The organism is Myxococcus faecalis, from assembly GCF_050039385.1.
GTDB lineage: Bacteria > Myxococcota > Myxococcia > Myxococcales > Myxococcaceae > Myxococcus > Myxococcus fulvus.
The window spans coordinates 497,323-517,909 of sequence record NZ_CP144336.1; the positions used below are offsets into that span (position 1 = coordinate 497,323).

The 20,587-nt window shown below is 69.8% G+C and carries 21 protein-coding genes; 4 read left to right on the forward strand and 17 right to left on the reverse strand.

What is annotated here, in order from left to right; genetic code table 11:
* Position 1 precedes the first annotated feature (1 nt).
* The 13 genes from VZQ01_RS01740 to VZQ01_RS01800 all read right to left on the reverse strand — a co-directional run bounded on the left by VZQ01_RS01740 (position 2) and on the right by VZQ01_RS01800 (position 12,370).
* A complete protein-coding gene (locus VZQ01_RS01740; RefSeq protein WP_141329754.1) occupies positions 2-1,306 on the reverse strand; it encodes an AHH domain-containing protein in 1,305 nt (434 codons plus the stop codon).
* 77 nt (positions 1,307-1,383) lie between these two features.
* Positions 1,384-1,842 carry a hypothetical protein gene (locus tag VZQ01_RS01745; RefSeq protein ID WP_426746750.1) on the reverse strand — a complete coding sequence of 153 codons (459 nt, stop codon included), beginning with the start codon at positions 1,840-1,842 and terminating at the stop codon, positions 1,384-1,386.
* A gap of 12 nt (positions 1,843-1,854) precedes the next feature.
* Complete coding sequence (locus VZQ01_RS01750; RefSeq protein WP_223750149.1) at positions 1,855-2,313, reverse strand: hypothetical protein; 459 nt, start codon at positions 2,311-2,313, stop codon at positions 1,855-1,857.
* Positions 2,285-2,746 (reverse strand): hypothetical protein, encoded by a 462-nt coding sequence (locus tag VZQ01_RS01755; RefSeq protein WP_426746752.1) that lies wholly within the window; start codon positions 2,744-2,746, stop codon positions 2,285-2,287. The genes VZQ01_RS01750 and VZQ01_RS01755 overlap by 29 nt, the downstream gene beginning before the upstream one ends.
* Positions 2,747-2,755: 9 nt before the next feature.
* Positions 2,756-3,190: an acyl-CoA thioesterase gene (locus tag VZQ01_RS01760; RefSeq protein WP_426746753.1), complete on the reverse strand. Its 435-nt coding sequence runs from the start codon at positions 3,188-3,190 to the stop codon at positions 2,756-2,758.
* A gap of 16 nt (positions 3,191-3,206) precedes the next feature.
* A complete protein-coding gene (locus tag VZQ01_RS01765; RefSeq protein ID WP_426746755.1) occupies positions 3,207-4,526 on the reverse strand; it encodes a hydroxyacid-oxoacid transhydrogenase in 1,320 nt (439 codons plus the stop codon).
* Between the two features lie 66 nt (positions 4,527-4,592).
* Positions 4,593-5,534, reverse strand: coding sequence for a serine hydrolase (locus VZQ01_RS01770; RefSeq protein WP_223784740.1), 942 nt, complete (start codon positions 5,532-5,534; stop codon positions 4,593-4,595).
* Positions 5,534-6,061 carry a choice-of-anchor Q domain-containing protein gene (locus tag VZQ01_RS01775; RefSeq protein ID WP_426746757.1) on the reverse strand — a complete coding sequence of 176 codons (528 nt, stop codon included), beginning with the start codon at positions 6,059-6,061 and terminating at the stop codon, positions 5,534-5,536. The genes VZQ01_RS01770 and VZQ01_RS01775 overlap by 1 nt, the downstream gene beginning before the upstream one ends.
* A gap of 21 nt (positions 6,062-6,082) precedes the next feature.
* Positions 6,083-7,942: a hypothetical protein gene (locus tag VZQ01_RS01780; RefSeq protein WP_426746759.1), complete on the reverse strand. Its 1,860-nt coding sequence runs from the start codon at positions 7,940-7,942 to the stop codon at positions 6,083-6,085.
* 4 nt (positions 7,943-7,946) lie between these two features.
* Entirely contained in the window at positions 7,947-8,699 is a 753-nt protein-coding gene (locus tag VZQ01_RS01785; RefSeq protein WP_223784742.1) for a protein phosphatase 2C domain-containing protein, read from the reverse strand.
* Between the two features lie 2 nt (positions 8,700-8,701).
* The gene (locus VZQ01_RS01790; RefSeq protein ID WP_223784743.1) at positions 8,702-9,541 is read right to left on the reverse strand and encodes a vWA domain-containing protein; all 840 of its coding nucleotides are present in this window, start codon (positions 9,539-9,541) and stop codon (positions 8,702-8,704) included.
* A gap of 124 nt (positions 9,542-9,665) precedes the next feature.
* A complete protein-coding gene (locus VZQ01_RS01795) occupies positions 9,666-10,868 on the reverse strand; it encodes a M20/M25/M40 family metallo-hydrolase (RefSeq protein ID WP_426746761.1) in 1,203 nt (400 codons plus the stop codon).
* Between the two features lie 272 nt (positions 10,869-11,140).
* Positions 11,141-12,370, reverse strand: coding sequence for a mechanosensitive ion channel family protein (locus VZQ01_RS01800; protein WP_223750158.1), 1,230 nt, complete (start codon positions 12,368-12,370; stop codon positions 11,141-11,143).
* Between the two features lie 264 nt (positions 12,371-12,634).
* Between VZQ01_RS01800 and VZQ01_RS01805 the strand changes: the two genes are divergently transcribed.
* On the forward strand, positions 12,635-13,861 hold the full coding sequence (locus VZQ01_RS01805) for an endonuclease/exonuclease/phosphatase family protein (protein ID WP_223784746.1): 1,227 nt from the start codon (positions 12,635-12,637) through the stop codon (positions 13,859-13,861).
* A gap of 7 nt (positions 13,862-13,868) precedes the next feature.
* On the opposite strand, the gene VZQ01_RS01810 is transcribed toward VZQ01_RS01805, so the two are convergent.
* The 3 genes from VZQ01_RS01810 to VZQ01_RS01820 are packed head-to-tail and all read right to left on the reverse strand — an operon-like array spanning position 13,869 to position 17,302.
* The gene (locus tag VZQ01_RS01810; protein ID WP_426746763.1) at positions 13,869-14,183 is read right to left on the reverse strand and encodes a hypothetical protein; all 315 of its coding nucleotides are present in this window, start codon (positions 14,181-14,183) and stop codon (positions 13,869-13,871) included.
* A gap of 31 nt (positions 14,184-14,214) precedes the next feature.
* The gene (locus VZQ01_RS01815; RefSeq protein WP_426746765.1) at positions 14,215-15,663 is read right to left on the reverse strand and encodes an aldehyde dehydrogenase family protein; all 1,449 of its coding nucleotides are present in this window, start codon (positions 15,661-15,663) and stop codon (positions 14,215-14,217) included.
* Positions 15,653-17,302 (reverse strand): acetolactate synthase large subunit, encoded by a 1,650-nt coding sequence (locus tag VZQ01_RS01820; RefSeq protein ID WP_074957532.1) that lies wholly within the window; start codon positions 17,300-17,302, stop codon positions 15,653-15,655. Before VZQ01_RS01820 ends, VZQ01_RS01815 begins: the two co-directional genes overlap by 11 nt.
* Positions 17,303-17,406: 104 nt before the next feature.
* On the opposite strand from VZQ01_RS01820, the gene VZQ01_RS01825 reads away from it, so the two are divergent.
* The 3 genes from VZQ01_RS01825 to VZQ01_RS01835 all read left to right on the forward strand — a co-directional run bounded on the left by VZQ01_RS01825 (position 17,407) and on the right by VZQ01_RS01835 (position 19,670).
* Positions 17,407-18,291, forward strand: coding sequence for a LysR substrate-binding domain-containing protein (locus tag VZQ01_RS01825; protein WP_426746766.1), 885 nt, complete (start codon positions 17,407-17,409; stop codon positions 18,289-18,291).
* A gap of 132 nt (positions 18,292-18,423) precedes the next feature.
* Positions 18,424-18,819 (forward strand): VOC family protein, encoded by a 396-nt coding sequence (locus VZQ01_RS01830; protein ID WP_223750164.1) that lies wholly within the window; start codon positions 18,424-18,426, stop codon positions 18,817-18,819.
* A 53-nt stretch (positions 18,820-18,872) separates the two neighbouring features.
* Positions 18,873-19,670, forward strand: a complete 798-nt coding sequence (locus tag VZQ01_RS01835; protein WP_426746767.1) for a phytanoyl-CoA dioxygenase family protein — start codon at positions 18,873-18,875, stop codon at positions 19,668-19,670.
* 217 nt (positions 19,671-19,887) lie between these two features.
* Here VZQ01_RS01835 and VZQ01_RS01840 read toward each other — a convergent pair whose 3' ends face one another.
* Entirely contained in the window at positions 19,888-20,583 is a 696-nt protein-coding gene (locus VZQ01_RS01840) for a sigma-70 family RNA polymerase sigma factor (RefSeq protein ID WP_408890747.1), read from the reverse strand.
* Positions 20,584-20,587: the final 4 nt, after the last annotated feature.

Here is a 20,587-nt window from a genome sequence, read left to right on the forward strand (position 1 = left end):
CCTAGTCCTCCACGCCTTTCGCAATGAGCCTTCGGAGCCTCGACCCGTCCCGTACGAGGTCTCGGGCAATCTTGGCAAGCGCCTCACTCAACGCGACCCGGCATTGAGCAGGCCTACCACAACCTTGTGTTGCGAACTCCAGCATCCTGAAAACCTCTTCGTGGTACTCACGAGGATGGGGCCCCTGATGCCCCTTGATACGAACGAGATTCTCGGGGTCGCTCAGTTTCATCCCTGCTCGCGCGAATATTCGTTCGAACTGCGGCGTCCAGGGCCCACCGCTCGCATCCGAGACCGTGTTCTTGTCCGTGCAGATGTGATGCACGTTTCCCTCCGGGTCTCCCCGGATGCCTCCAACAGTCCCCGTCGCAGCTCCTGCCCCTGTTGCGGCCGCTGCGACCGCTGTTGGCGCCAGCGTCACGCTCAACACCCCAGCCGACGTGATGGAGATGGCCTGGACCTCGCCCGCCATGGCGCCCGCGAGCTGGAATCCCCCCTCCATCTGTGCCCGAGTTGCCGCGTGTGCGAAGCCCGGCATCCTGGGTCCCTGAGAGGCCATGGCGCTCTTGCCACCGAGCGCGGAGAGAGCAACGACCACCAGGACGCGGGCGCCATTGTCTCCCAGCAATTTCCCGAAGCGATGTCCAACCCGCATGAGTTCCTGGACGGTCACCGCGTCGCGAGACTCATCCATGAGCCGCAGGAACCCTTGCCCCAGGTTCCAGACAGGCCCAGTCCCCAGATAGGCGATCAGGGATGCGGTGAGGGCTACCGCCACCAGCTTTGTCACTGGCTCGGGGGCAACCAGCATCACGAGGGCTGTCCCGATCATCGTCGTGACCATGGCGCGCAGAGCAGCGGCGTTCACCATTCCGCGAATCGCCTCTTCAACGCCCTCCCACACCGTGTCGAGGGCGAAGTAGAGCGCCATCATCCTCCGCTCCATGGCACCGAGCGTCAATCCACCGGCGAGCATGCTCATGCAGGTCAATGGCTCCTCCTGCCGCTGACAAATTCGCTCATAGGAAGAAGGCCGCGGCCGTATGCCATCGACAAGCCCTGTCGAGGATGCCAACAAAGCACGGTGGTCGTCCTGTTCATCTTCTCGGAAGGCAACGTCCAGTTGCATATCGAGGACGAGCCGAGTCACCGTGCGTTTGAATGCGTCCTCGTCAACCTCGACAGGGGCTGACTCGATGGGTTCGTACGTAATGACTTCGCCCTGTCCCGTCCTGAGATGGACAACGCGCGTCGACGCACACCCACTCGCCAATAACAACAGCGCGGCAATTCCTACAGCTCTCATGAGGCCCCCACTCTTGGCCGCCAGCGCATCGGCAGGCAAAGCGGGGAATAGCAACCCACGCCTGCGCCCTCAAGGGTTCATGTCATTGAACGCTGGGGCGGCAGGTATCGGCCGAGTCCATCCATCACCAGGGCCTCGATTCGGACCACGGTCCGGTCGGGCCCGATGACGAGTGTCTCGACGCGCTGGAACTGGGAGGTCTCACGCCGCCGCTCCTTGATTTCAGACCAGGGGATGAGCAGCGGCGGATGGAACGGTGTGAAGCTGGGCATCATCGCGAGATAGAGCCCCGCTTCACTCGCGCCCACCGTCAGGCAGCGGTTGTAGTGCGTCCAGCCCATCCGCCCGGTCGACATCTTCATGAACAGGTCCGGCCGGGGCGCGCTCGTCCGGTAGCGCTTCGCGAGCCGGGACCAGCCGCCCTTGACCGACGCGAAGAACGAGATGCCCACGAGGCCCAGCACGAACAACGGAGGAAACAGCCAGCCCGGTAAGGCCCCCGTCGCCAGCAGGAGCATGTCTCGTGACTCCAGCATCTGAATCCCTCCTCACTCGCCCCGGCGCGGAGCACGCGCCCAGAGCACATCCCAGGTCAGCTCCAACCCCGCGGAGCCGGGGGTCTCGATGACGACCTGCACCTCGGTGGCCGCCACCTGTGCCCCCTCCGCCCTGGCCCGATTGAAGAGCTGCTGGAGCAGCTTCGGCCCATCGACATACGTCGCGAAGAGGAACCCCGAGGCGCCCACCGGCGTCAGCGGCTCCGCCTCCGGCAGGTCCACCCCCAGCCCCCACGCGGCCAGCAGCTCGTCGTACAGCTCATCCAGATCATACAGCGGCGCATGAATCCCCAGCGCGCCACAGCCACACTCCCACCCGAAGCTCCCCGCCAGCGCGCCCTCCTCGAGCAGCCGCCCCTTCGCCGGCGCGGCGCACAGCCCGCACGACACCGGGGGCACCTCCCCCACCAGCTCCCGCTGCTCATCGAAGACGAGTCTGAACGCGTCCATCGCGGCCGTCCTCCAGGTAGGCAGTGAGCGACTCCATCGCGGACGAGGGAACCGTCAGCCGAAGGTGCGTCGGGCCGAGGAGGAGCGTGTCGGTCCACCAGAACAGGAACTGCTTGCGCTCCCACGCACGAATCTCCGACCAGGGGATGCGCAGCGGGGAATGGGAGAGCCGTAGCGGCAGGATGGGACACAGGTAGAGCCCTCGCGCGTCGCCTCCCATCCGGAGACAATTGTTATACGAGGTCCACCCCAACCGGGCCGAGCGCAACCACCGCATCGACTCGGGCCGGTCCTCGGTGTCCGTCGCGAAGTCCCGCGCCAGCCCACGCCAGCCACTCATCCACGACAAGCCCCACATCACGAACGCGAACCACAGCGCCGCGAGCGGCAGGATGAGCACGAGAGCAGGACCTGACAGGGACAGGGACGCCATGACACCTCCCTAGGCGGGCAGCCGCAACCGCGAAAGCGCTTCTCTCAATCGCTCGGGCATCGCCGTGGACCTGCGCGTCTGTCGGTCCACGAACACATGGACGAAGTGACCGTGGGCCGCGGCCTCCGCCTCGCCCTCCTTGAAGATGCCAATCCCATACGTCACCGAGCGCGTGCCCAGCTTGTCCACCCGCAGCCCCGCCCGGAGGCGGTCCGGATACGCAAGCGGCGCGCGGTACTGGCACTTCGACTCCACCACCAACCCGATGATGGGGCTCGCGTGGATGTCCAGCCCCCCCTCGTGGATGAGGTAGTGGTTCGCCACGGTGTCGAAGTAGCTGTAGTACGTGACGTTGTTGATGTGACCGTAGACGTCATTGTCCATCCACCGCGTGGTGATGGGCAGGAAGTAGGTGTAGCGCTCGGCGGTCTCGACGTCACTCACGGCACAATCCCTCTCATCACGGCGACCAGTACCCCAGGGCCTGCTGGAAGAGCCCTTCCAGCACCGGCCGCGTCATCTCTCGGGGCGCGTTCTGGAGCAGGCGCTGCTGGGGCAGCGCCCCCGACGCGAGCGCCGATACGTCCTCCTGCGTGTACCCCACCCCTCGAAGCCCGTTCGGCATCCCCACCGCGCGCATGATGCGGATGAGCTTGTCCGCCAGCACCTCGCCCGCGTCCCCAGGCCCCGCGCCCCGCGCGTCCGCGCCCAGCCACGTGGCCGCCTCCAGATGACGCTCCGGGCTCTCGGCCGCCGTGTAGCGGAACACCGCCGGCGCGTTGAGGATGACCGCCATGCCGTGCGGCACCAGCGGCTCCTCCTGGGGATAACCCGAGGGACGGAAGTCCCGCACCCGCCCCGCCACCGCGTACGCCATGCCGTGCGGCGCATGCACGCCCGCGTTGCCGAACGCGATGCCCGCCAGCGTCGCCGCCCACATCAACTGCTCTCGAGCCTCGTGGTCCGTCGCGTCCGCCACACCCCGCTCCAGATACAGCCCCATCAACCGCAGCGCCTCACGGCAGCCCAGATCACTCCAGGGATTCGCCCCCTGACTCATCGGCCGCAGCGTCGGACGCGCGGGCGCGGGCCGGCGCACATAGGCCCGGGCCGTATAGCTCTCCAGCGCGTGGGACAGGACATCCAGTCCACTGGCCGCCACGACCTCGCCCGGCAGCGTGGCGGTGCAGTCCGGGTCCACCAGCGCCTCGGTGGGCCGCAGCGCGTTCGACGCGATGCCCGTCTTCGCGCCCAGCGAGCGCAAATCGAAGATGGTGATGCCCGTCACCTCGCTGCCCGTGCCGGACGTGGTGGGACACGCGAGGTGGGGCTTGAGCGGCCCGGGCACCGGCCGGCCCTCGCCCACCGGCGCATTCACGTACGTCAGGAAGTCGGACGGCCAGGTGGCGAAGAGGTTCGCCGCCTTGCACGTGTCGATGACGGAGCCACCGCCCAGCGAGACATAGCCATCCGGACGCAGGTCCGCGGCGAAGCGGATCGCCTCCAGGAAGGACTGGTCCGTGGGCTCGATGCTCACGTCCTTGAAGACGCCAAACTCCAGCCCCGCCGCGCGCAGCGACTCCACCACGGTGCCGAAGATGGGCAGCCTGGCCACCCCCGCGTCGGTGAAGAGCGCCACGCGCCGCATCCCGAGCGCCCTCGCCCTGTCCCCCACCTCCGACAGGCAGCCCCGTCCGAAGGTGACGCGCGAGGACTCCATCGTGAAGGCGGAGTCACATCCCTCCCCCACCTCCTGGTAGTGGCAGCACCCGAAGCCCATGACGTCCTCCCGCGAGGGTCCAGGCCGCAATCTACCGTGGCTCGACGCCCCAGGGGCACGCCGTCGTCAGCAGTCGTAGTCGGGAGGTGTCCCCCCATCCTCGATGACCACCGGCGCGGGGCCGCCCTGCTTCGCCAGCGCCTCCCCGCAGTCGAGCGATGCCTCCCCCGACAGCGTGCGGTAGAGCACACATGACGCGCGCTCGACGAAGAACGCCTGACGTGGCCAGTCCGGCCCGCGCGCCACCAGGATGGCCACGGTGTAGTGCCCGCCGTCCGGCAGCCGCACCACGCCCACCTCGTTGAGCACGTTGTAGCGCGCGTCGTCCGAGCAGCACCCCGGAGGCAGCCACCCCGCCTTGTGCCGCAAGCTCGCGCGGGCCTTCGCCGGCAGGCGCGTGCCCAGCCACCCACCGCAGCCCTCGCGAGGCGTCAGCTCCATCCACTTCAACAGGCGCGACGTCGGCCGGGGCTTCAGCAGCTCGCCCGCCGCCAGGCGATGGAGGAAGGCCACCGCGTCCGCCGCGCAGAGGTAGTTGTCGTTCCCCATCACCTTCGGGGAGTTGGTGGCCCAGCGCGGCTTGCCGTAGTTCCACTTCGTCAGCGCGGTGTTCTTCACCTCGAGCGAGCGCAGATAGTCGTTGATGGCGTCCGGCCCACCCACCAGGTCGATGACCGCGCCCGAGGCCTCGTTGTCCGAGGTGCGGAAGACCTTCTCCGCCAGCGGGGCCACCTTCTTCTCCTCGGCCTTCTTCAGCGCCGCGGCCACCCAGAACACCTTGGCCGAGCTCGCGGAGATGTGCGGCACCGTGTCCGAGAACCCGGCGTACTCCCCCGTCCTCGAGTCCCGCACCGCCAACGCGATGTCCGAGCCCGGCGACAGGCTCGCCGCCTCCGCCGCCAGCGAGTCCACGACGGACTGGAGCGAGGCACGCGCGGGGCCCGCATCCGTCGCCTGAGCGGTCCCCACCGCGAGCAGCCCCAGCACCAACGCTCCCACCCGAAACATCAGCGCTCCACCTGGGGCGGCGTGACGAGCGGAATCCCCGCGGCCGCCACGTACGCGCCGTAGTCATAGGGAGGCAGGCGCTGGGCGCCGTCGTAGTCGAAGTCCACCACGCCGGTGAGCGTCACGCCCTTGTCCACCGCGGCCGAGGAGGCCAGCAGGTGGAAGTCCTTCGCCGCCGCGTCCCTGAAGCCCGCCGCCGACAGCTGCGTGGACACCAGGTTCGCCCTCGCGAGCAGGTCCAGGCACGCCGTGTTGTTGCCATTGCCCGCGTGCGTCGTCGGCGCGCCCGCGACGATGTTGTTGGAGCAGGTGACGTTGAAGCGCGTCCCCGTCCGGGCTCCGAGGATGATGTTGTTCATCACCAGCGAGCCGCCCAGGCCCTGGAACATGATGCGCTCGGGGCCCGCGCTGGAGCCATCCCCCCAGATGGAGCCGCTGCCAGCGCCGATGAGCTCCGAGCACCCGCCCCCCACGACGAGGACTGCCCATCCCACGGCCGCAGTGAAGATGCTCGAGCGAGTCGTCATGGACCTGCTCAATACAACTTTTCACGGTTTGTCGGGAGTCTCCTGAAAGAGCCAGCCGAGGAAATGGGAGAACTGGCTGGAGCCGTAAGCGGCGAGCGCGCATTCGGCGACGAGCTCACGCGAGCCCTCGACGACGAGGTCATGTCGCGTCTGAGCGAGCGCGCGGTCCACCTCGACGAGCGGACTCACCTGCGTCCGCAGCAGCTCGATGAGCGCGGCGGCCCGGGACATGGCCTCACGGAAGGCCCTGGAGAGGACGCCAGAGGTCCGAGCCTGGGCCGCCGCGGTGTCCTCCTCCGCCTCCAGCGCGGCGCGGCGCTCGTCGAACCGGGCCTCGAGCGCAGCCAGGCGCTGCTTGAAGCGCAGCAGCGCCTCGTCGCGCGCGCGGGCTGAGAGCGATTGTTGAAGCTCCGCGTCGTCCTCCCAGCGTCGACGTTCGACCTCCAGGTCCTTGCGAGCGTTGAGCTCCTCGCGCTCCACCTGCGCCCGCCGTCCCTCGATGCGCTCCAGCTCGGAGCTGTCCACGTCGAGGTTGCGTCGACGCACGTCCTCCATCCACGCGTGCAGGGCGTCCTGCTCCGTGAGCAATGGGGAGCGCGCGGCCTGGGACTCGCGCAGGACGGCGGGACGGGACTGGGTCAGCCGACGCAGCTGCTCCTCCAACCGGACTCGCGCCGTGGCCGCCTCGGTCCGCTGGCGTTCCCACGCGAGGCGCTCACGCGCCAGTGCGTCGCGCAGGTACAGCGCTCGACTTCGCACCGCCCCCACGCTCCCGACGAACCCCGCGCCCAGCAGCCACCACGGCGAGAACACCACGGCGGGCACCAGGCCCAGCGCCGCGGTGACCAGCAGCCCGCCGACCATGCCGCGCTCCAGCGAGCCCTCGCGGGAGAACTCCCGCACCACGGGCTTGTCGAGGGGAAGGAACCGCGACAGCTCGCGCAGCCAGGCCATCGTCGGCGACGCCTCGCCCTCCCTGGGCGGCGACACGTCCAGCGACACCTCGGGCACCGCGTCGGCGCGCATCGCCAGCAGTCGCGACAACATGGGGGCCACGTACTCGCGCACCCGCGCGTGGGGCGAGGTCCGCAGCGCCTGGAGCAGCGGGGAGCGCTCCGGCTCGACGAAGTCCCTGCGGCGCAACAGCAGACAGTCATCCCCGCCCTGGAAGCGCTCCCAGAGCGACGGCTCGTGCGCGAGCGCCACGAGCGACAGCCACACCACCCAGCCCGAGAAGTGGTCCAGCCGCAGGTCGAAGAACGCCGCGTCGCGGCCGGGGTGCTGGTAGTTCGGGTGACCCGTCTCGTGGCCCGTGCGCCCGACCAGCGCGGGTACGCACATGCCGTCGTAATCGATGAGCCGCAGCCCCCGCTCCGTGACGAGCACATTGCCGTGCTGCAAATCGCCGTGCGCGATGCCGGCGTCACGCAGGGCCGACAGCAGCCCCAGCCACTCCGCGGCGAGCCTGAACAACGTCAGCGGCTCATGCAGGTGTCGGCCGACGTAGCGCTCCAGGGACTCGCCCTGCACCCACTCCATCATGACGATGGGCAGCCAACGGCCACGGACGTGGATGCCACGAGGCTGGAACCAGACCCCCACGGACGATGGCAGCCAGCGCTGCTCCAGATGCCGCCGGATCTCGAGGTAGCGCGACTCCTGGTCCCGGGGATACGGGCGCGTGAAGCAGCGCACGGCGTAGACCTGGTCGCCGCAGGTCACCTTGTACGTGGTGGCGAAGTTGCCCGCGCGAGGCCGGGGCAGCCCCGCCATCGCCCCCGTCCCCTGCTCGACGACGCCCGCCTTCAGCCGAGCGTCGGAGAAGGCCTGTCCCGGATGCTGAAGGGCGGCTTGATAGTCGCTGTCGGAAGGCAGGGCCATGACGTCACGCCCCCACCGACAGGCGCATCAGCGTGGTGTCGTCATTGCGGATGCTCCGCGCTGCGCGCAGGCCCGCCACGAACGACTCGAATGAAGCCCGGGCAGGCAACGCCAGCCAGGGCCGCGCTCCCCGCTCATGCTCCCCCAGGAACCAGTGGGCCAGCGCATCCGTCATCAGGAGCAGCATGTCACCCGCGCGCACCTCGCCCGTCGCCCCGCGCGCCTGCTCGACGACGCGTGCGTTCTGCGCGCCGTGCGTGGACACCAGGAAGGGACGCGAGCCGAACGACGACGCGAGCTCCAGGGGGAAGCTCCGCACCAGCTGCTCGTCGCGCACCTGGAACAGACACGAGTCCCCCACCGCCAGCGCGGACCACGTGCCCACGACGCCGTCCCCTCGCGCCGGCGTCCCCACGAGGCTCACGCCCAGCAGCGTGGCGAAGGCCCCCTCGCGGAGCTTCTCCTGGGCGTACCAGGGCAGCTCCCGCCCCTCGACCTCCGCGAGCCAGCGACGCTGCAGTCCCGGCAACGCCTGGAGCAGGTCCGGGGGCGCCCGCAGCGGGCCCTGGGCGTACTCACGCGCGAGCAGCCGCGCCCACAGACCGGAGAAGAGGCTCTCCGTCGCCCCGTCCGCGACGGCCACGTGCAGCGTGTCCTCTTCGATGACACAGGCGTGCTCGGGCGCCGCGGCGTCCTCGTTCTCCGAGGGCGCGTTGCCGTCCTTCTGGACGCCCATCACCTCGAGCCCGATTCGCATGCTCAACGCAGGTTGCTCGGCCGCGTCCCGATGTTCAGGAACTTGATGAGCGAGAGGATGTCCGCGTTGAAGACGAAGCCGCGCGCGCCCTCGCGCACCGCGTGGCCCTCGTCCCTGGCCGCGGCGAGCATGCCCTGGGTGAGCGGGCTGGAGAGCGCGAAGAGCCTGCGCGCGTGCGCGTCCGGCAGGTTCGTCTCCGAGTCGGGGAACTGGATGGGCACGGCCGGGTTCGAGGACAGGTGCACGTTGAGCAGCAGCACCGCGCCGTCCGCGCCCTGCACCGAGCGGAGCGCCGCCGCGGCCTCCGTCGGGTCGCCGTCCGTGGGCTCGCCGTCGGAGATGTTCACCACGATGGGCGGGAAGCTCTCCGGGTGCTCGCGCCTCCAGGTCGTCACCAGCTCGCGGGCCCGGAGGAGCACCTCGCACATGGGCGTGGGGCCGTGCGCGTGCGGCTCGACCCAGATGGGGAAGCGGACCTTCTCGCGCACCAGGCCCCCCATCCCGTCCTCGCGCTCGCGCGTGCGCTCTTCCAGCCTCGCGGGCGCATGCCCCACCTCGCTGATGGGCACCAGCCCCCGCCCCGCGAGCGCGCCGGAGAAGGCCGGGGCGACCTTCTCGCCATACCCGAGCACGCCCAGGTGGAAGTAGTCCCGGATGCCCTCCTCGCGGGCGCACCGCACCACCAGGTTCTGCAACAGGCGGTTGGTGACGTCCGCCACACCCTCGGCCTTCTTGCGCGTGCCGCCCTGCCCCCCGAAGGGGTCGTCCATCGACCCCGACTGGTCGATGAGCAGCAGGATGCAAGCGGGCTGGGTGCGGCTGATCTCCGACGAGTAGGCCATGGGTCCTCGCACTGCGCGGTCCAAGCTGCGCGCGCGAGCCTACAGTGCCCCCTGCCGACGGGGACGACGATTCGACGCCCTCCGCCGCGCCCCGGGACAGCCGGCGCGGCGGAGGACGGACGGCCTAGTTCGTGGTGCCCTTGGCCAGCTCACCCACGAAGCCCGCGGCGATGCGCGAGAACTTCAGGGCGTGGTTGGCGTTGTTGCCCGACTGGGCAATCGTGTCGTTGACCGTGTGGATGTAGGGGTTGCCCGAGCTGACCGTCGACTCGTGCGGGATGGAGGCGGCGAAGCCCTGGGCCGTCCACGACGCGTGGTCCGAGCACGCGTAGCCACACGTGGTGTCGCGCTGGACGATGCCACCGCCGTAGGTGGTGATGATGTTGCGCAGGAACGTGTTCTGCGCGGCGTTGGTGTAGTCCGTGACCACGCCCACGTCATGGGTGTTGCCGGCGCGCTTGTAGTTGGTCATGTCCAGTTGGAGCACGCCCACCACGTTGATGCCGTTGTTCTTGTGCCAGGCGGCGATCTCCTTCGAGCCGCGCAGGCCGACCTCTTCGGCCGCGTAGCCGATGAACTTCACCGTGCGCAGCGGACGGTAGTTGCAGGACACCGCGGCGCGGATGACCTCCGTGAAGGACGCGATGCCGGAGGCGTTGTCATCCGCGCCAGGCGCCGTGGAGCCCGAGGAGATGGAGTCCAGGTGGCCGCCCACCACCACCACCTCGCTGGCCAGCGTGGAGCCAGGGATGGTGAGGACCACGGAGGGCTGCGCCCACGCCGCGTGGGTGAACAGCGACGCGGTGATGTCGCTGCGCGACGCGGCGATGTTCGCCCAGAGGGTGCGCAGCGCGTTCGCCGCGTTCACGCCCGTCGTGTGCGTGTAGTAGCGCGTGGTGTACCCCGACAGCGTGGTGATGGTGGAGCGCACGCCGGGCTCGGTCAGCCGGCCAATCATGCAGTTGACGGCGGTGGCGTTGTCGATGGTGTACGTCACCAGCTCCTGCGTGGCCGCCAGCGGCTCGGGCACCAGCGACTTCTCCGCCTCGTCCCGGGTCTCGAACGTGACGAAGCCCGCACACCGGTTGAACTTCTCGTGCATGACGTGGGCGATGCGCTCCAGCTGCGACTCGCGCACCGCAATCACCGACACCTCCTTCTTCGTCAGCGACGGCGGCGGCAGCTTCCAGCCTTCCTTCGCGAACGCCTCCGCCACGGGCTCCATGGCGTCGGCGCCCAACGAAATCCACAGCTCCCGGTCCTCGGCCCCCGCGAACGACGCGGTAGGGCTCAGCAACATCAGGGCAAACGGAATCAACCGCTTCATGGGCAGCGCTCCTTGCTGGGTGGGTGGTGCGTCGCGGATCACCGCGGCCAGCCGCATCGCACGGCCTCCGCGTGTGGACTCCACATGGCGCGCGCACTGCTGCCGCGCGCGCCCTCGGGAGACGGAACCGCACTTTCCGCTTAATCCGCGATTGCGGACAACCTACCCCACCCCGGAGACGCAGGGTGAACTATTCACCATTCAACATGGACGCTCCGTATGGGCGTTGCGCCTCCACGCCCCCACCTGCACGGCCGTGGAGTGCGGGCCAGTCACTCGCTGGGGAGCACGGCCACCACATTCGTGCCCGGCCGGGCGCCGTTGTGGGAGGACGGCTCGTGCTCGGTGAGGCAGGCCTCGGTGCGGACCATGGGCAGGCCGTAGGGCTGCTCGCGCAGGAAGGCCATCAGCCGCTCGCGCACCAGGCACCGCAGGTCGAACGCCTTGCCGGAGTCCGCCGCGCTCACCAGGGCGCGCAGCTTCATGGTGCGCTCGGACATGTCCGTCACCTGCAGCCCGCCCACCTTGCCGTCCCACAGCCCGTTGGACTCCTGCTCCAGGATGCGCCGCAGCTCGGCGCGGACCGCGGGCACGTCCGTGCGGAAGTCCACGTAGAACTCCGCGGTGCCCATGATGTCCGGAGACACCTTGCTCCAGTTCTGGAAGGGCTTCTCCAGGAAGTGGCCCATGGGAATCACCAGCCGGCGCAAATCCCACACCTTCACCACCACGTACGTGAGGGTGATCTCCTCCACCCACCCCCACTCGTTCTCCACGATGACGGTGTCGCCGATGCGGATGGGCTGGGTGATGGACAGCTGGATGCCGGCCAGCAGCGTGGAGATGGACTTCTGCGCCGCCAGGCCGATGAACAGGCCGGCGATGCCCGCCGAGGCGAGCAGCGACACGCCCACGTTCCGCACCGCCTCGAACTGCAGCAGCATCAGCGACGCGCCGATGAGCACCACGGCGACCTCGACGACCCGCCGCAGCACCGCCAGCTGCGTGCGCAGGCCGCGGGCCCGGCCCACGTTGCCGCCCTTCTCCTCGCGCACCACCGTCTGCTCGACGAAGCCCGCGGCGAGCTTCACGAAGCGCAAGAGGAACCACGCCACCGCCACCAGGCCCACCGAGCGCGTCACCAGCTCCACGCCGTGCTTCGCCACCGGCGGCAGCTTCAGCGCCCACAGCCCCGAGGCCACCAACACCGCGAACAGCACGTAGCGCGTGGGGCCTCGCGCGGACGTCGCCAGCTGGTCATCCCAGCCCGACTTCGTCATGGCGGTGGCCCGGTCCACCAACCTGAGCACCAGCCACTCGAGGGCCCGCCCCAACAGCCACGCCCCCACGAACAGCACCGCCAGCCCCGCCCACTGCCACAGCTCCAGGCCCCACGCGCTGCCCTCGGGCACCGGGACGGGCAACGGAGGCGGCGGGGCGCTCGCCACGGGTGCTTCGGGAGTCGCGGCGGAGAGCCAGGGCAAGGGGATGGAACGCACCATGTCTGGGACCTTTCGAGTCGGGGCGCACGGCGAGCCCCGGTCCCGCGCCTCCCTCTCGCGTGGACTCCGTGCTCCCGGGCTTAATGTTTGAGGTCAAACCTACTAACGGTATGAGCGGGGATGGTCCAGGACCTTTTTGGAGGGAGGTTCCCCTGGACCCGGCGCGGCTTTCCGGGATGACCGGGTTGAGGGAGACTCGGGCCCCACGCTGTCCACGCGGAACCACGGCCCGGGCCGTGTGCTTCCTGAGCGCAGGAGATGGTGATGAGCATCTGGAATGTCGCGGGCCGTTGGGCCCGGAGCGTCGTTCAGCAGCCGCCCGCCCCCTCCACGGCCAACGAGGCGCGGCCCAAGGATGGCGCGGGCGCGGCGTCGGGCTCGGCGCAGGCGAAGGACTCCTTCACGCCGTCTCCGTCACCGGGCCCCAGCCCCACGCGGCCGGACTTGTCTGGGGGAGCGAACGAGGGGCCGAGCGGGTACTCGAAGCCGGTGCACGCGGACGAGCTGCCGAACATCCAGAACGGCACGGGGGTGCTGACGCTGAACCTGGCCAACGGCGCGGGCTCCGAGTACCGCACGGCGAAGAACCGGGAGGAGCAGGCGGAGCTCATCCGCGAGACGGGCGCGACCATCGCCGGGTTCCAGGAGGTGGACATCGGCGTGGACCGCAGCGGGAACGCGAACACGGCGTTGGACATCGCGCGGCACCTGAACCCGGCGTTCGAGGCGTTCAAGTCGGGCACGGTGCCCACGGTGGGGCTGCACGAGGACGCGCCGGCCACGGCGATCCGCAAGGGCGCGGATGGGACGACGCTGTACCAGACGCCCGAGGGGACGCTGGTGACGGGCGAGTCGTTCTCCGGGGACGACAGGAGCATCAAGGGCGACACGGACGCGGACGCGACGTACGGCAACGCCATCTACGTGGGGGCGCCGGACAAGGTGGTGGACGCGTACACGGTGACGCTGCCGGCGGCGGAGTCCGGAGGACCCGCGGTGTCGACGAAGGAGGACCTGGCGGCGCTGGGAGACGGCAAGCTGACGGAGTCCGAGCGCAAGGCGCTGGGGGAGCGCAACGAGGCGCTCAGGAAGAACAGTCCCTCCGAGCCGCGCACGGCGCTGGTGACGCGCGTGGTGGGGCCGGATGGCCAGGAGAAGAGCATCATCAACGTGCACCTGGCCGCGGGGAAGGAAGGCGCGGGGCTGCGTGAGAAGCAGCTCCAGTTCCTCGCGGAGGTGGCGCGCGCGGAGGCCAAGGGGCCGCCGGCGCGCGAGCTGGTGGTGATGGGTGACTTCAACGACTCGACCGAGAACGTGGGCAAGGCGCTCGAGGGCGCGGGGCTGCACCGCGTGGTCGGCGGCAAGAAGGCCAACGGCGACAACTTCGACCAGGTCTGGGTGTCGGGCGGGCTGGACACGCACAACGCCGCGCAGGTGAAGACGGACGGCGTGAGCGACCACGCGCACGCCGGTTACGCCATCATCCGCTGACGTGGGGTCACTCGATGACCTCGACGTACTGCGCACCGCCGGCCTTCAGGTAGTCGGCGATGCGCTGGACGATGACCTCGCGCTCCGCGTCGGTGACCTTCTTGCCGTCGTCCCAGCGCCGGATGGACCTCTTGACGATGAAGCCGAAGCCGGCGCTGAACTCGAACAGCAGGGCCCTGTCGTTCTGCTGGTAGAAGCCCATCTCGCCGCGGCCGAGCGCCGTGACGCGGTACTCCTCCGAGTCACTCACGCGCACGCGGAGCCCCCGGGAGGGCTCCTCCTTCTTGATGCGCTCGATGAAGTCGCGCTCGTCCTGGTCCATCCGGGCATCTTGGCCACGCTCGCGCCGCGCCTCAATCCTCCTGGGGCGCGCGCTGGCGCAGCACCAGCAACCGCAGCTCGGTCATGTCCTCGATGGCGTACTTCACGCCCTCGCGCCCCAGGCCGGAGCCCTTCACGCCGCCGTAGGGCATGGTGTCCACGCGGAAGCTCGGCACGTCCCCCACCACCACGCCGCCCACCTCCAGCTCGTCCCAGGCGTGCATCGCCCGTGAGAGGTCGTTGGTGAAGAGCCCTGCCTGGAGCCCGTACCGCCCCGCGTTGACCTGGGCCATCGCCTCCGTGAAGGACGTGAAGGGCTGCAAGAGCACCACCGGACCGAACGCCTCCTCCGCGCTCAGCGGCGCGTCCTCGGGCACACCCTCCAGCACCGTGGCCTCCAGCAGCGCCCCCTTGCGTCCACCGCCCGTCAGCACCCGGGCGCCCCGCTCCACCGCGTCCTGGATCCACCCCTCGAGCCGCTTCGCCGCCGGCTCGTCGATCATCGGCCCCAGCGTCGTCGCCTCGTCCCGAGGGTTCCCCGAGCGCAGCGCCCGCGCCCGCGCGACGATGAGCGCCTTGAATGCGTCGTAGTGCGACGCATGCACCAGCACCCGCTGCACCGAGATGCAGCTCTGCCCCGACTGGAAGAACGCCCCGAGCGCCACGCGGTCCGCCACCGCCTCCAGCGGCGCGCCCGGCTCGCGGTCCACCACGCACGCCGCGTTGCCGCCCAGCTCCAGCACCACCTTCTTGCGCCCCGCGCGCGCCTTGAGCTCCCAGCCCACCTTCTCCGAGCCCGTGAACGACAGGAGCTTCAGCCGCTCGTCCTCGATGAGCGGACCGATGTCCTTCAGCGTCGGCGTCACGACGGAGAACGCGCCCTCGGGCAGGTCCGTCTCCGCGAGCACCTCCGCCAGAATCATCGCGCTCACCGGCGTGCGGTCCGACGGCTTCAGGATGAACGGGCAGCCCGCGGCAATCGCGGGGGCGACCTTGTGCGCTACCAGGTTGAGCGGGAAGTTGAATGGCGTGATGAGCGACACCGGCCCCACCGGCACCCGACGCGTGAAGCCCCGATAACCCTCGGCCCGCGCGGACACCTCCAGGTTCAGCACCTCGCCGCCTCCTCGCACCGCCTCCTCGGCGGCGGCCTTGAACGTCTCGATGAGCCGCGTCACCTCGCCGCGCGCGTCACGCAGGGGCTTGCCCGCCTCGATGCAGAGGACCCGGGCCAGCTCCTCCGCGCGCGCCTGGAAGCGACGCACGCAGTGCTCCAGCACCGCCTGTCGGGCATGCGCGGGCAGCCGCCGCATCGGCCCCGCCGCGCGCACCGCGGCGGCGATGGCCTCCTCCACCGCGGCCGCGTCCGAGAGCGCGACGCGCGTCACCACCTCACCCGAGTACTTGTCCACCACGGGCAGGTCCGTGTTCGGCCAGCGCGGCCGGTTGGCCACGTAGTACGGGTAGCGTTCAGCCAACATGGAGCACCTCGCCTTCCTTCTCCCCGACGCCGAGCGCGCGGGTGTTGTCCGAGTAGTCGATGGGCAGGTCGATGACATGCACGCCGCCCGACTCCAGGCAGCGTGACAGGGTGGAGCCGAACTCCGACGCGCTCGTGGGTCGATGCCCCCTGGCGCCGTACGCCTCCGCGTAGCGGACGAAGTCGGGGTTGCCCAACGCCATGCCGAAATCCGGCAGACCCATCTCCCCCTGCTTCCAGCGAATCATCCCGTAGCCGTCGTCACGCACGACGACCACCGTCAGGTCCAGCCCCAGCCGCACCGCCGTCTCCAGCTCCTGCGAGTTCATCATGAACCCACCGTCACCGCAGACCGCCACCACCTTGCGGCGCGGATGCACCAGCTTCGCCGCAATCGCGGAGGGCAGCCCCGCCCCCATCGTCGCGAGCGCGTTGTCCAACAGGAGCGTGTTGGGCCGCCGCGTGCGGTAGTACCGGGCGAACCACAGCTTGTACATGCCGTTGTCCAGGCACACGATGCCGTCATCCGGCAGCGCGCGGCGCACCTCCGCCACCAGCCGCGCGGGGTAGATGGGGAAGCGGTCATCCGCCGCGCCTCGCGCCAGCTGCGCCTCCAGCCCCGCCCGGGCCTTCTCGAACGGCGCGAAGTCCCAGCTCGCCCCACGCTGTCCCAGCCCCTCCGCGATGCGCCACACGGCGTTGGCGATGTCCCCCGTCACCTCCAGCTTCGGGAAGTAGACCGGGTCCACCTCCGCCGAGGAGAAGTTCAGGTGGACAACGGCGCGGCTGCTGTCGCGCATCACGAACGGCGGCTTCTCGATGACGTCGTGTCCCACGTTGATGATGCAGTCGGACATCTCGATGGCGCGGTGGACGAAGTCTCCGTCCGACAGCGCGGCGGTGCCCATCCACAGCGGGTGGGACTCATCGACGACGCCCTTGCCCATCTGCGTGCTCGAGAAGGGAATCCCCACCCGGTCCACCAGGACGCGCAGCATCTCCGAGGTGAGCTTCCGGTTCGCGCCCGCGCCCACCATCAGCAGCGGCCGGCGCGCGGAGGCAATCGTCTCCACCGCCCGCGCGATGGAGCCCTCGTCCGCCACGGGCCTGCGCCACGCGCTGGGCGCGAGCAACGGCGCCTCGGTGGCCTCGCGCGCGACGTCCTCGGGCAGCTCCAGATGGGTGGCGCCGGGGCGCTCCTCCTCCGCGCGGCGGAAGGCCTCGCGCACGGCGGACGGGACGTGCTCCGCGGAGACGAGCGTGCGCGTCAGCTTGGTGAGCGGGCGCATCATCCCCACCACGTCGACAATCTGGAAGTGGCCCTGCTTGCTCGCCTTGATGGGCTTCTGCCCGGTGAGCATCACCATGGGCATGGCGCCCAGCTGCGCGTACGCGGCGGGCGTGACGAGGTTGGTGGCGCCCGGCCCCAGCGTCGCCAGGGTGACGCCCGCCTTGCCGGTCAGCCGCCCCCACGTCGCCGCCATGAAGCCGGCCGCCTGCTCGTGGCGGGTCAGCACCAGCTTCAGGCTGGAGCCGCGCATCGACTCCAAGAGGTCCAGATTCTCCTCGCCGGGCAGCCCGAAGACGTAGCGCACGCCCTCGGCCTCCAGCGCTTTGACGAACAGGTCCGATGCCTTCATCTCGCGGTCCTTCCTTCCGGTGACACCGAAGTTCTACGGACCGGGCTCGATTCGTACATTCGTTTGTTCACATCGCTTTAATAGGCACCATCTATGATGGCCCCATGGAGCTCCGACACCTGCGCTACTTCACCGCCGTGGCGGACACGCTGCACTTCGGCCGGGCCGCGCGGCGGGTACACGTCTCGCAGCCCACGCTGTCCCAGCAGATCCGCCAGCTGGAGGAGGAGCTGCGGACGCCCCTCTTCGAGCGCTCCCGCGCGGGCGTGCGCCTGACGCAGGCCGGAGAGCTGTTCCGCAGCTACGCGTCGCGCGCGCTGGAGGACGTGGACGCGGGACGGATGGCGGTGGGCGCGCTGCGAGGACTGGCCACGGGCGCGCTGCGCGTGGGCTACCCCCCCAGCATGCGAGGCCTGGTCGTCCCCGCGCTCGCCGCCGTCCTGCGCCGGCACCCCGGCCTCGCGCTCAGCGCGGAGGAGCTGGTGGTGCGCAGGATGGAGCGGCGCCTGACGGACGGAAAGCTGGACGTGGGGCTGGGCTACGCGCCGGCGCGCGCACCGGACCTGGACACGGAGCCGGTGTTCGACAGCCGGCTCGCGCTCGTCGTCGCGCGAGGCCATGTGCTGGCGGGCGCGGAGACGGTGGGCGTGAAGCAGCTCACGAACGAGCCGTTCGCCCTGCTCTCCCCGGGCCTGCGGGTGCGCTCGCGCGTGGACGCGTACTTCGCCACGCTGAAGCTGTCCCCGCGCATCGCGCTCGAGTCCAACGCCGTGGGCACGGTGCTCGCCATCGTCCGCGCGGGGCTCGCCGTCACGGTGCTGCCCGAGCCACGTCTCGCCGACGTGGAGCGGCTGGTCGTCAAGCGGCTGTCCCCGGCGCCGCGCTCCGAGCTGGCCGCCCTCCTCTGGCGCAAGGGTGCGCCCCGAGCCCCCGCCGCCGAGCTGTTCGCCGCCGAGGTCCGCGCCCGCGCCAGGGAGTCCGGAAGCTGACCCCCTTCACGCCCGAGCCGCACTCACAACCAGATGGTTGACTGTCCCGCCTCCATCGCTATTCTCAACGAAATGGTTGAACGTCACGCGGGAGGACCGCGTCGACGACGTTGTCCCCTCTTGGAGGAACCGATGCGCATCTCGATGAATAGCGTGTTCGTCGACGACCAGGCCAAGGCCCAGAAGTTCTACACGGAGAAGCTGGGCTTCGTGACGAAGGTGGACGTGCCCGCGGGCGGAGCGCGCTGGCTGACGGTGGTGTCGCCGGACGACCCGAACGGCACGGAGCTGCTGCTGGAGCCCAACGGGCACCCGGCGGCGACGGCGTACCAGAAGGCCATCTTCGCGGATGGCATCCCCGCCACGGCCTTCACGTCGACGAACATCCACGAGGAATATGAGCGACTGAAGGCACGCGGCGTGGTGTTCACCAAGGCGCCCACCCAGTTCGGACCCGCCATCATCGCCACGTTCGAGGACACCTGCGGCAATCTCATCCAGATGCTCCAGGTCGTGGGACAACCCTGACGTCCCCGCGCGGGACCTGTCAGGATCAGCGCGTCCCTTCGTCCCCGCGCCCCATGCCCCCTGAATCCTCCCCGGTCCTGAGTGCGTCCCAGCTTCAACAGTTCATCGAGCAGGGCTTCGTCCGGCTCGATGACGCCTTCCCGAAGGAGGTCGCCGCCGAGGCGCGCGCCCTCCTCTGGAAGGACACCGGCTGTTCACCCGACGACCCTTCGAGCTGGACCCGCCCCGTGGTCCGGCTCGGCGAGTACACGCAGGACGTCTTCCGCGCGGCCGCGAACACCCCGAGGCTGAAGGCCGCGTACGACCAGCTCGTCGGCTTCGAGCGATGGTGGCCGAGGATGAGCCTGGGCTCCTTCCCGGTCCGCTTCCCCAGCACCGAGAACCCCGGTGACGACGGCTGGCACGTCGACGTCAGCTTCCCTCCACCGGGCGGCACCGACTCCTTCTTCGAGTGGCGCAGCAACGTCTCCACCCAGGGGCGCGCACTCCTGATGCTCTTCTTGTTCTCCGATGTCGGAGAGAGCGACGCTCCCACGCGACTCCGTGTCGGCTCACATCACGACGTCGCGCGGATGCTGGCCCCCATGGGCGATGCGGGTCTTTCGTTCATGGAGCTGGCGCAGCGGATGGAGCAGACGGCGTCACGACCGGAGGCGCTGGCCACGGGCGACGCGGGGACCGTCTACCTCTGCCATCCGTTCATCGCCCACGCCGCGCAGCCGCACCGGGGCACCCGCCCCCGCTTCATGGCGCAGCCTCCCCTCTTCCCTCGCAAGCCCTTCGACCTGGAGAAGGACGACTGCCCCCTGGTGGTCGCCATCCGACAGGCGCTCGCGACGACGAAGGCCTGAGCGCACGCTCGAACAAGGAGCGTGGAGAGGCCCCCCGCGGACCTTCTCCACGCTCCCCTCGAATTCCCGACCAGGAGCGGTCAGCCGTCCCCGGGTCCGCGCAGGGGGTGTGGGGAAGCAAGCGCGGCTTCGGGGCACATCACCCTCTCGACACGCCCCGGCGCGAAGTGGCGCATTCGCGCCTCGCTTTTCCCCAAGAGTCCGGGCGCGCCAGCGCTCAAGACGGCGTCGCGTCGCGCATCACCGAGCGGATGCTCAGGTCCAGCTGGCTCTGGAGCACCCGCAACAGGCTGGTGAGCCCCTCGGAGTTCTCGCCCAGCCGGGCCGCGAGCCGCTCGCGCACGTCCTGCCGCAGCCGCTCGCGGAACTGCGCCAGCCACCGCTTCACCGTGGAGCGGTCCACCTGGTACGCGCGGGCAATCTGCGCCGTGCCCATCCCCTCCACCAGGTGCAGCCGCAGCAGCGTCCGCCCCCGGGGCTCCAGCGCGCCGAGCGCCTCCTGGAACGCCACCGTGAAGTCCTCGCGGTAGCGCTCCTGGATGAAGCGCCGGTCCATGTCCACGTCTTGAACGCTCGTCTCCGCGAGCTTGGAATCATCCAGGTCGAGCGAAATCTTCCGCTCCCGCATCAGGTTGAGCGCGGTGCGCAGGGCGGCCACGCGGAGCCACGCCAGCAACGAGCCCTGGCCCTCGTAGTCGGCGATGCGCGGCGCGCGCTCTCCGTTGGGAAGGAAGAGCTTCACGCGCAGCAACTGGAGCGCCTCATCCGCCACCGTGACTTCCAGCCCCCGGTGCAGCAGCGCCTTGCGGAGCGACGGGATGAAGCGCGACTCGAACTCGGTCAGGGCGCTGGCGTCCTGCCGCGCACAGGCGCGCGCGAAGGCCAGGTCCTCTTCATGCTCGGAGCCACTCATCGTC

Coding starts and splice junctions, on each gene's coding strand:
- VZQ01_RS01740 (WP_141329754.1), bottom strand. CDS start 1,306: ATGAGAGCTGTAGGAATTGCCGCGCTGTTGTTATTGGCGAGTGGGTGT.
- VZQ01_RS01770 (WP_223784740.1), bottom strand. CDS start 5,534: ATGTTTCGGGTGGGAGCGTTGGTGCTGGGGCTGCTCGCGGTGGGGACC.
- VZQ01_RS01750 (WP_223750149.1), bottom strand. CDS start 2,313: ATGGACGCGTTCAGACTCGTCTTCGATGAGCAGCGGGAGCTGGTGGGG.
- VZQ01_RS01830 (WP_223750164.1), top strand. CDS start 18,424: ATGCGCATCTCGATGAATAGCGTGTTCGTCGACGACCAGGCCAAGGCC.
- VZQ01_RS01825 (WP_426746766.1), top strand. CDS start 17,407: ATGGAGCTCCGACACCTGCGCTACTTCACCGCCGTGGCGGACACGCTG.
- VZQ01_RS01785 (WP_223784742.1), bottom strand. CDS start 8,699: ATGCGAATCGGGCTCGAGGTGATGGGCGTCCAGAAGGACGGCAACGCG.
- VZQ01_RS01815 (WP_426746765.1), bottom strand. CDS start 15,663: ATGTTGGCTGAACGCTACCCGTACTACGTGGCCAACCGGCCGCGCTGG.
- VZQ01_RS01800 (WP_223750158.1), bottom strand. CDS start 12,370: ATGGTGCGTTCCATCCCCTTGCCCTGGCTCTCCGCCGCGACTCCCGAA.
- VZQ01_RS01840 (WP_408890747.1), bottom strand. CDS start 20,583: ATGAGTGGCTCCGAGCATGAAGAGGACCTGGCCTTCGCGCGCGCCTGT.
- VZQ01_RS01805 (WP_223784746.1), top strand. CDS start 12,635: ATGAGCATCTGGAATGTCGCGGGCCGTTGGGCCCGGAGCGTCGTTCAG.
- VZQ01_RS01835 (WP_426746767.1), top strand. CDS start 18,873: ATGCCCCCTGAATCCTCCCCGGTCCTGAGTGCGTCCCAGCTTCAACAG.
- VZQ01_RS01810 (WP_426746763.1), bottom strand. CDS start 14,183: ATGGACCAGGACGAGCGCGACTTCATCGAGCGCATCAAGAAGGAGGAG.
- VZQ01_RS01745 (WP_426746750.1), bottom strand. CDS start 1,842: ATGCTGGAGTCACGAGACATGCTCCTGCTGGCGACGGGGGCCTTACCG.
- VZQ01_RS01755 (WP_426746752.1), bottom strand. CDS start 2,746: ATGGCGTCCCTGTCCCTGTCAGGTCCTGCTCTCGTGCTCATCCTGCCG.
- VZQ01_RS01765 (WP_426746755.1), bottom strand. CDS start 4,526: ATGGGCTTCGGGTGCTGCCACTACCAGGAGGTGGGGGAGGGATGTGAC.
- VZQ01_RS01820 (WP_074957532.1), bottom strand. CDS start 17,302: ATGAAGGCATCGGACCTGTTCGTCAAAGCGCTGGAGGCCGAGGGCGTG.
- VZQ01_RS01775 (WP_426746757.1), bottom strand. CDS start 6,061: ATGACGACTCGCTCGAGCATCTTCACTGCGGCCGTGGGATGGGCAGTC.
- VZQ01_RS01795 (WP_426746761.1), bottom strand. CDS start 10,868: ATGAAGCGGTTGATTCCGTTTGCCCTGATGTTGCTGAGCCCTACCGCG.
- VZQ01_RS01780 (WP_426746759.1), bottom strand. CDS start 7,942: ATGGCCCTGCCTTCCGACAGCGACTATCAAGCCGCCCTTCAGCATCCG.
- VZQ01_RS01790 (WP_223784743.1), bottom strand. CDS start 9,541: ATGGCCTACTCGTCGGAGATCAGCCGCACCCAGCCCGCTTGCATCCTG.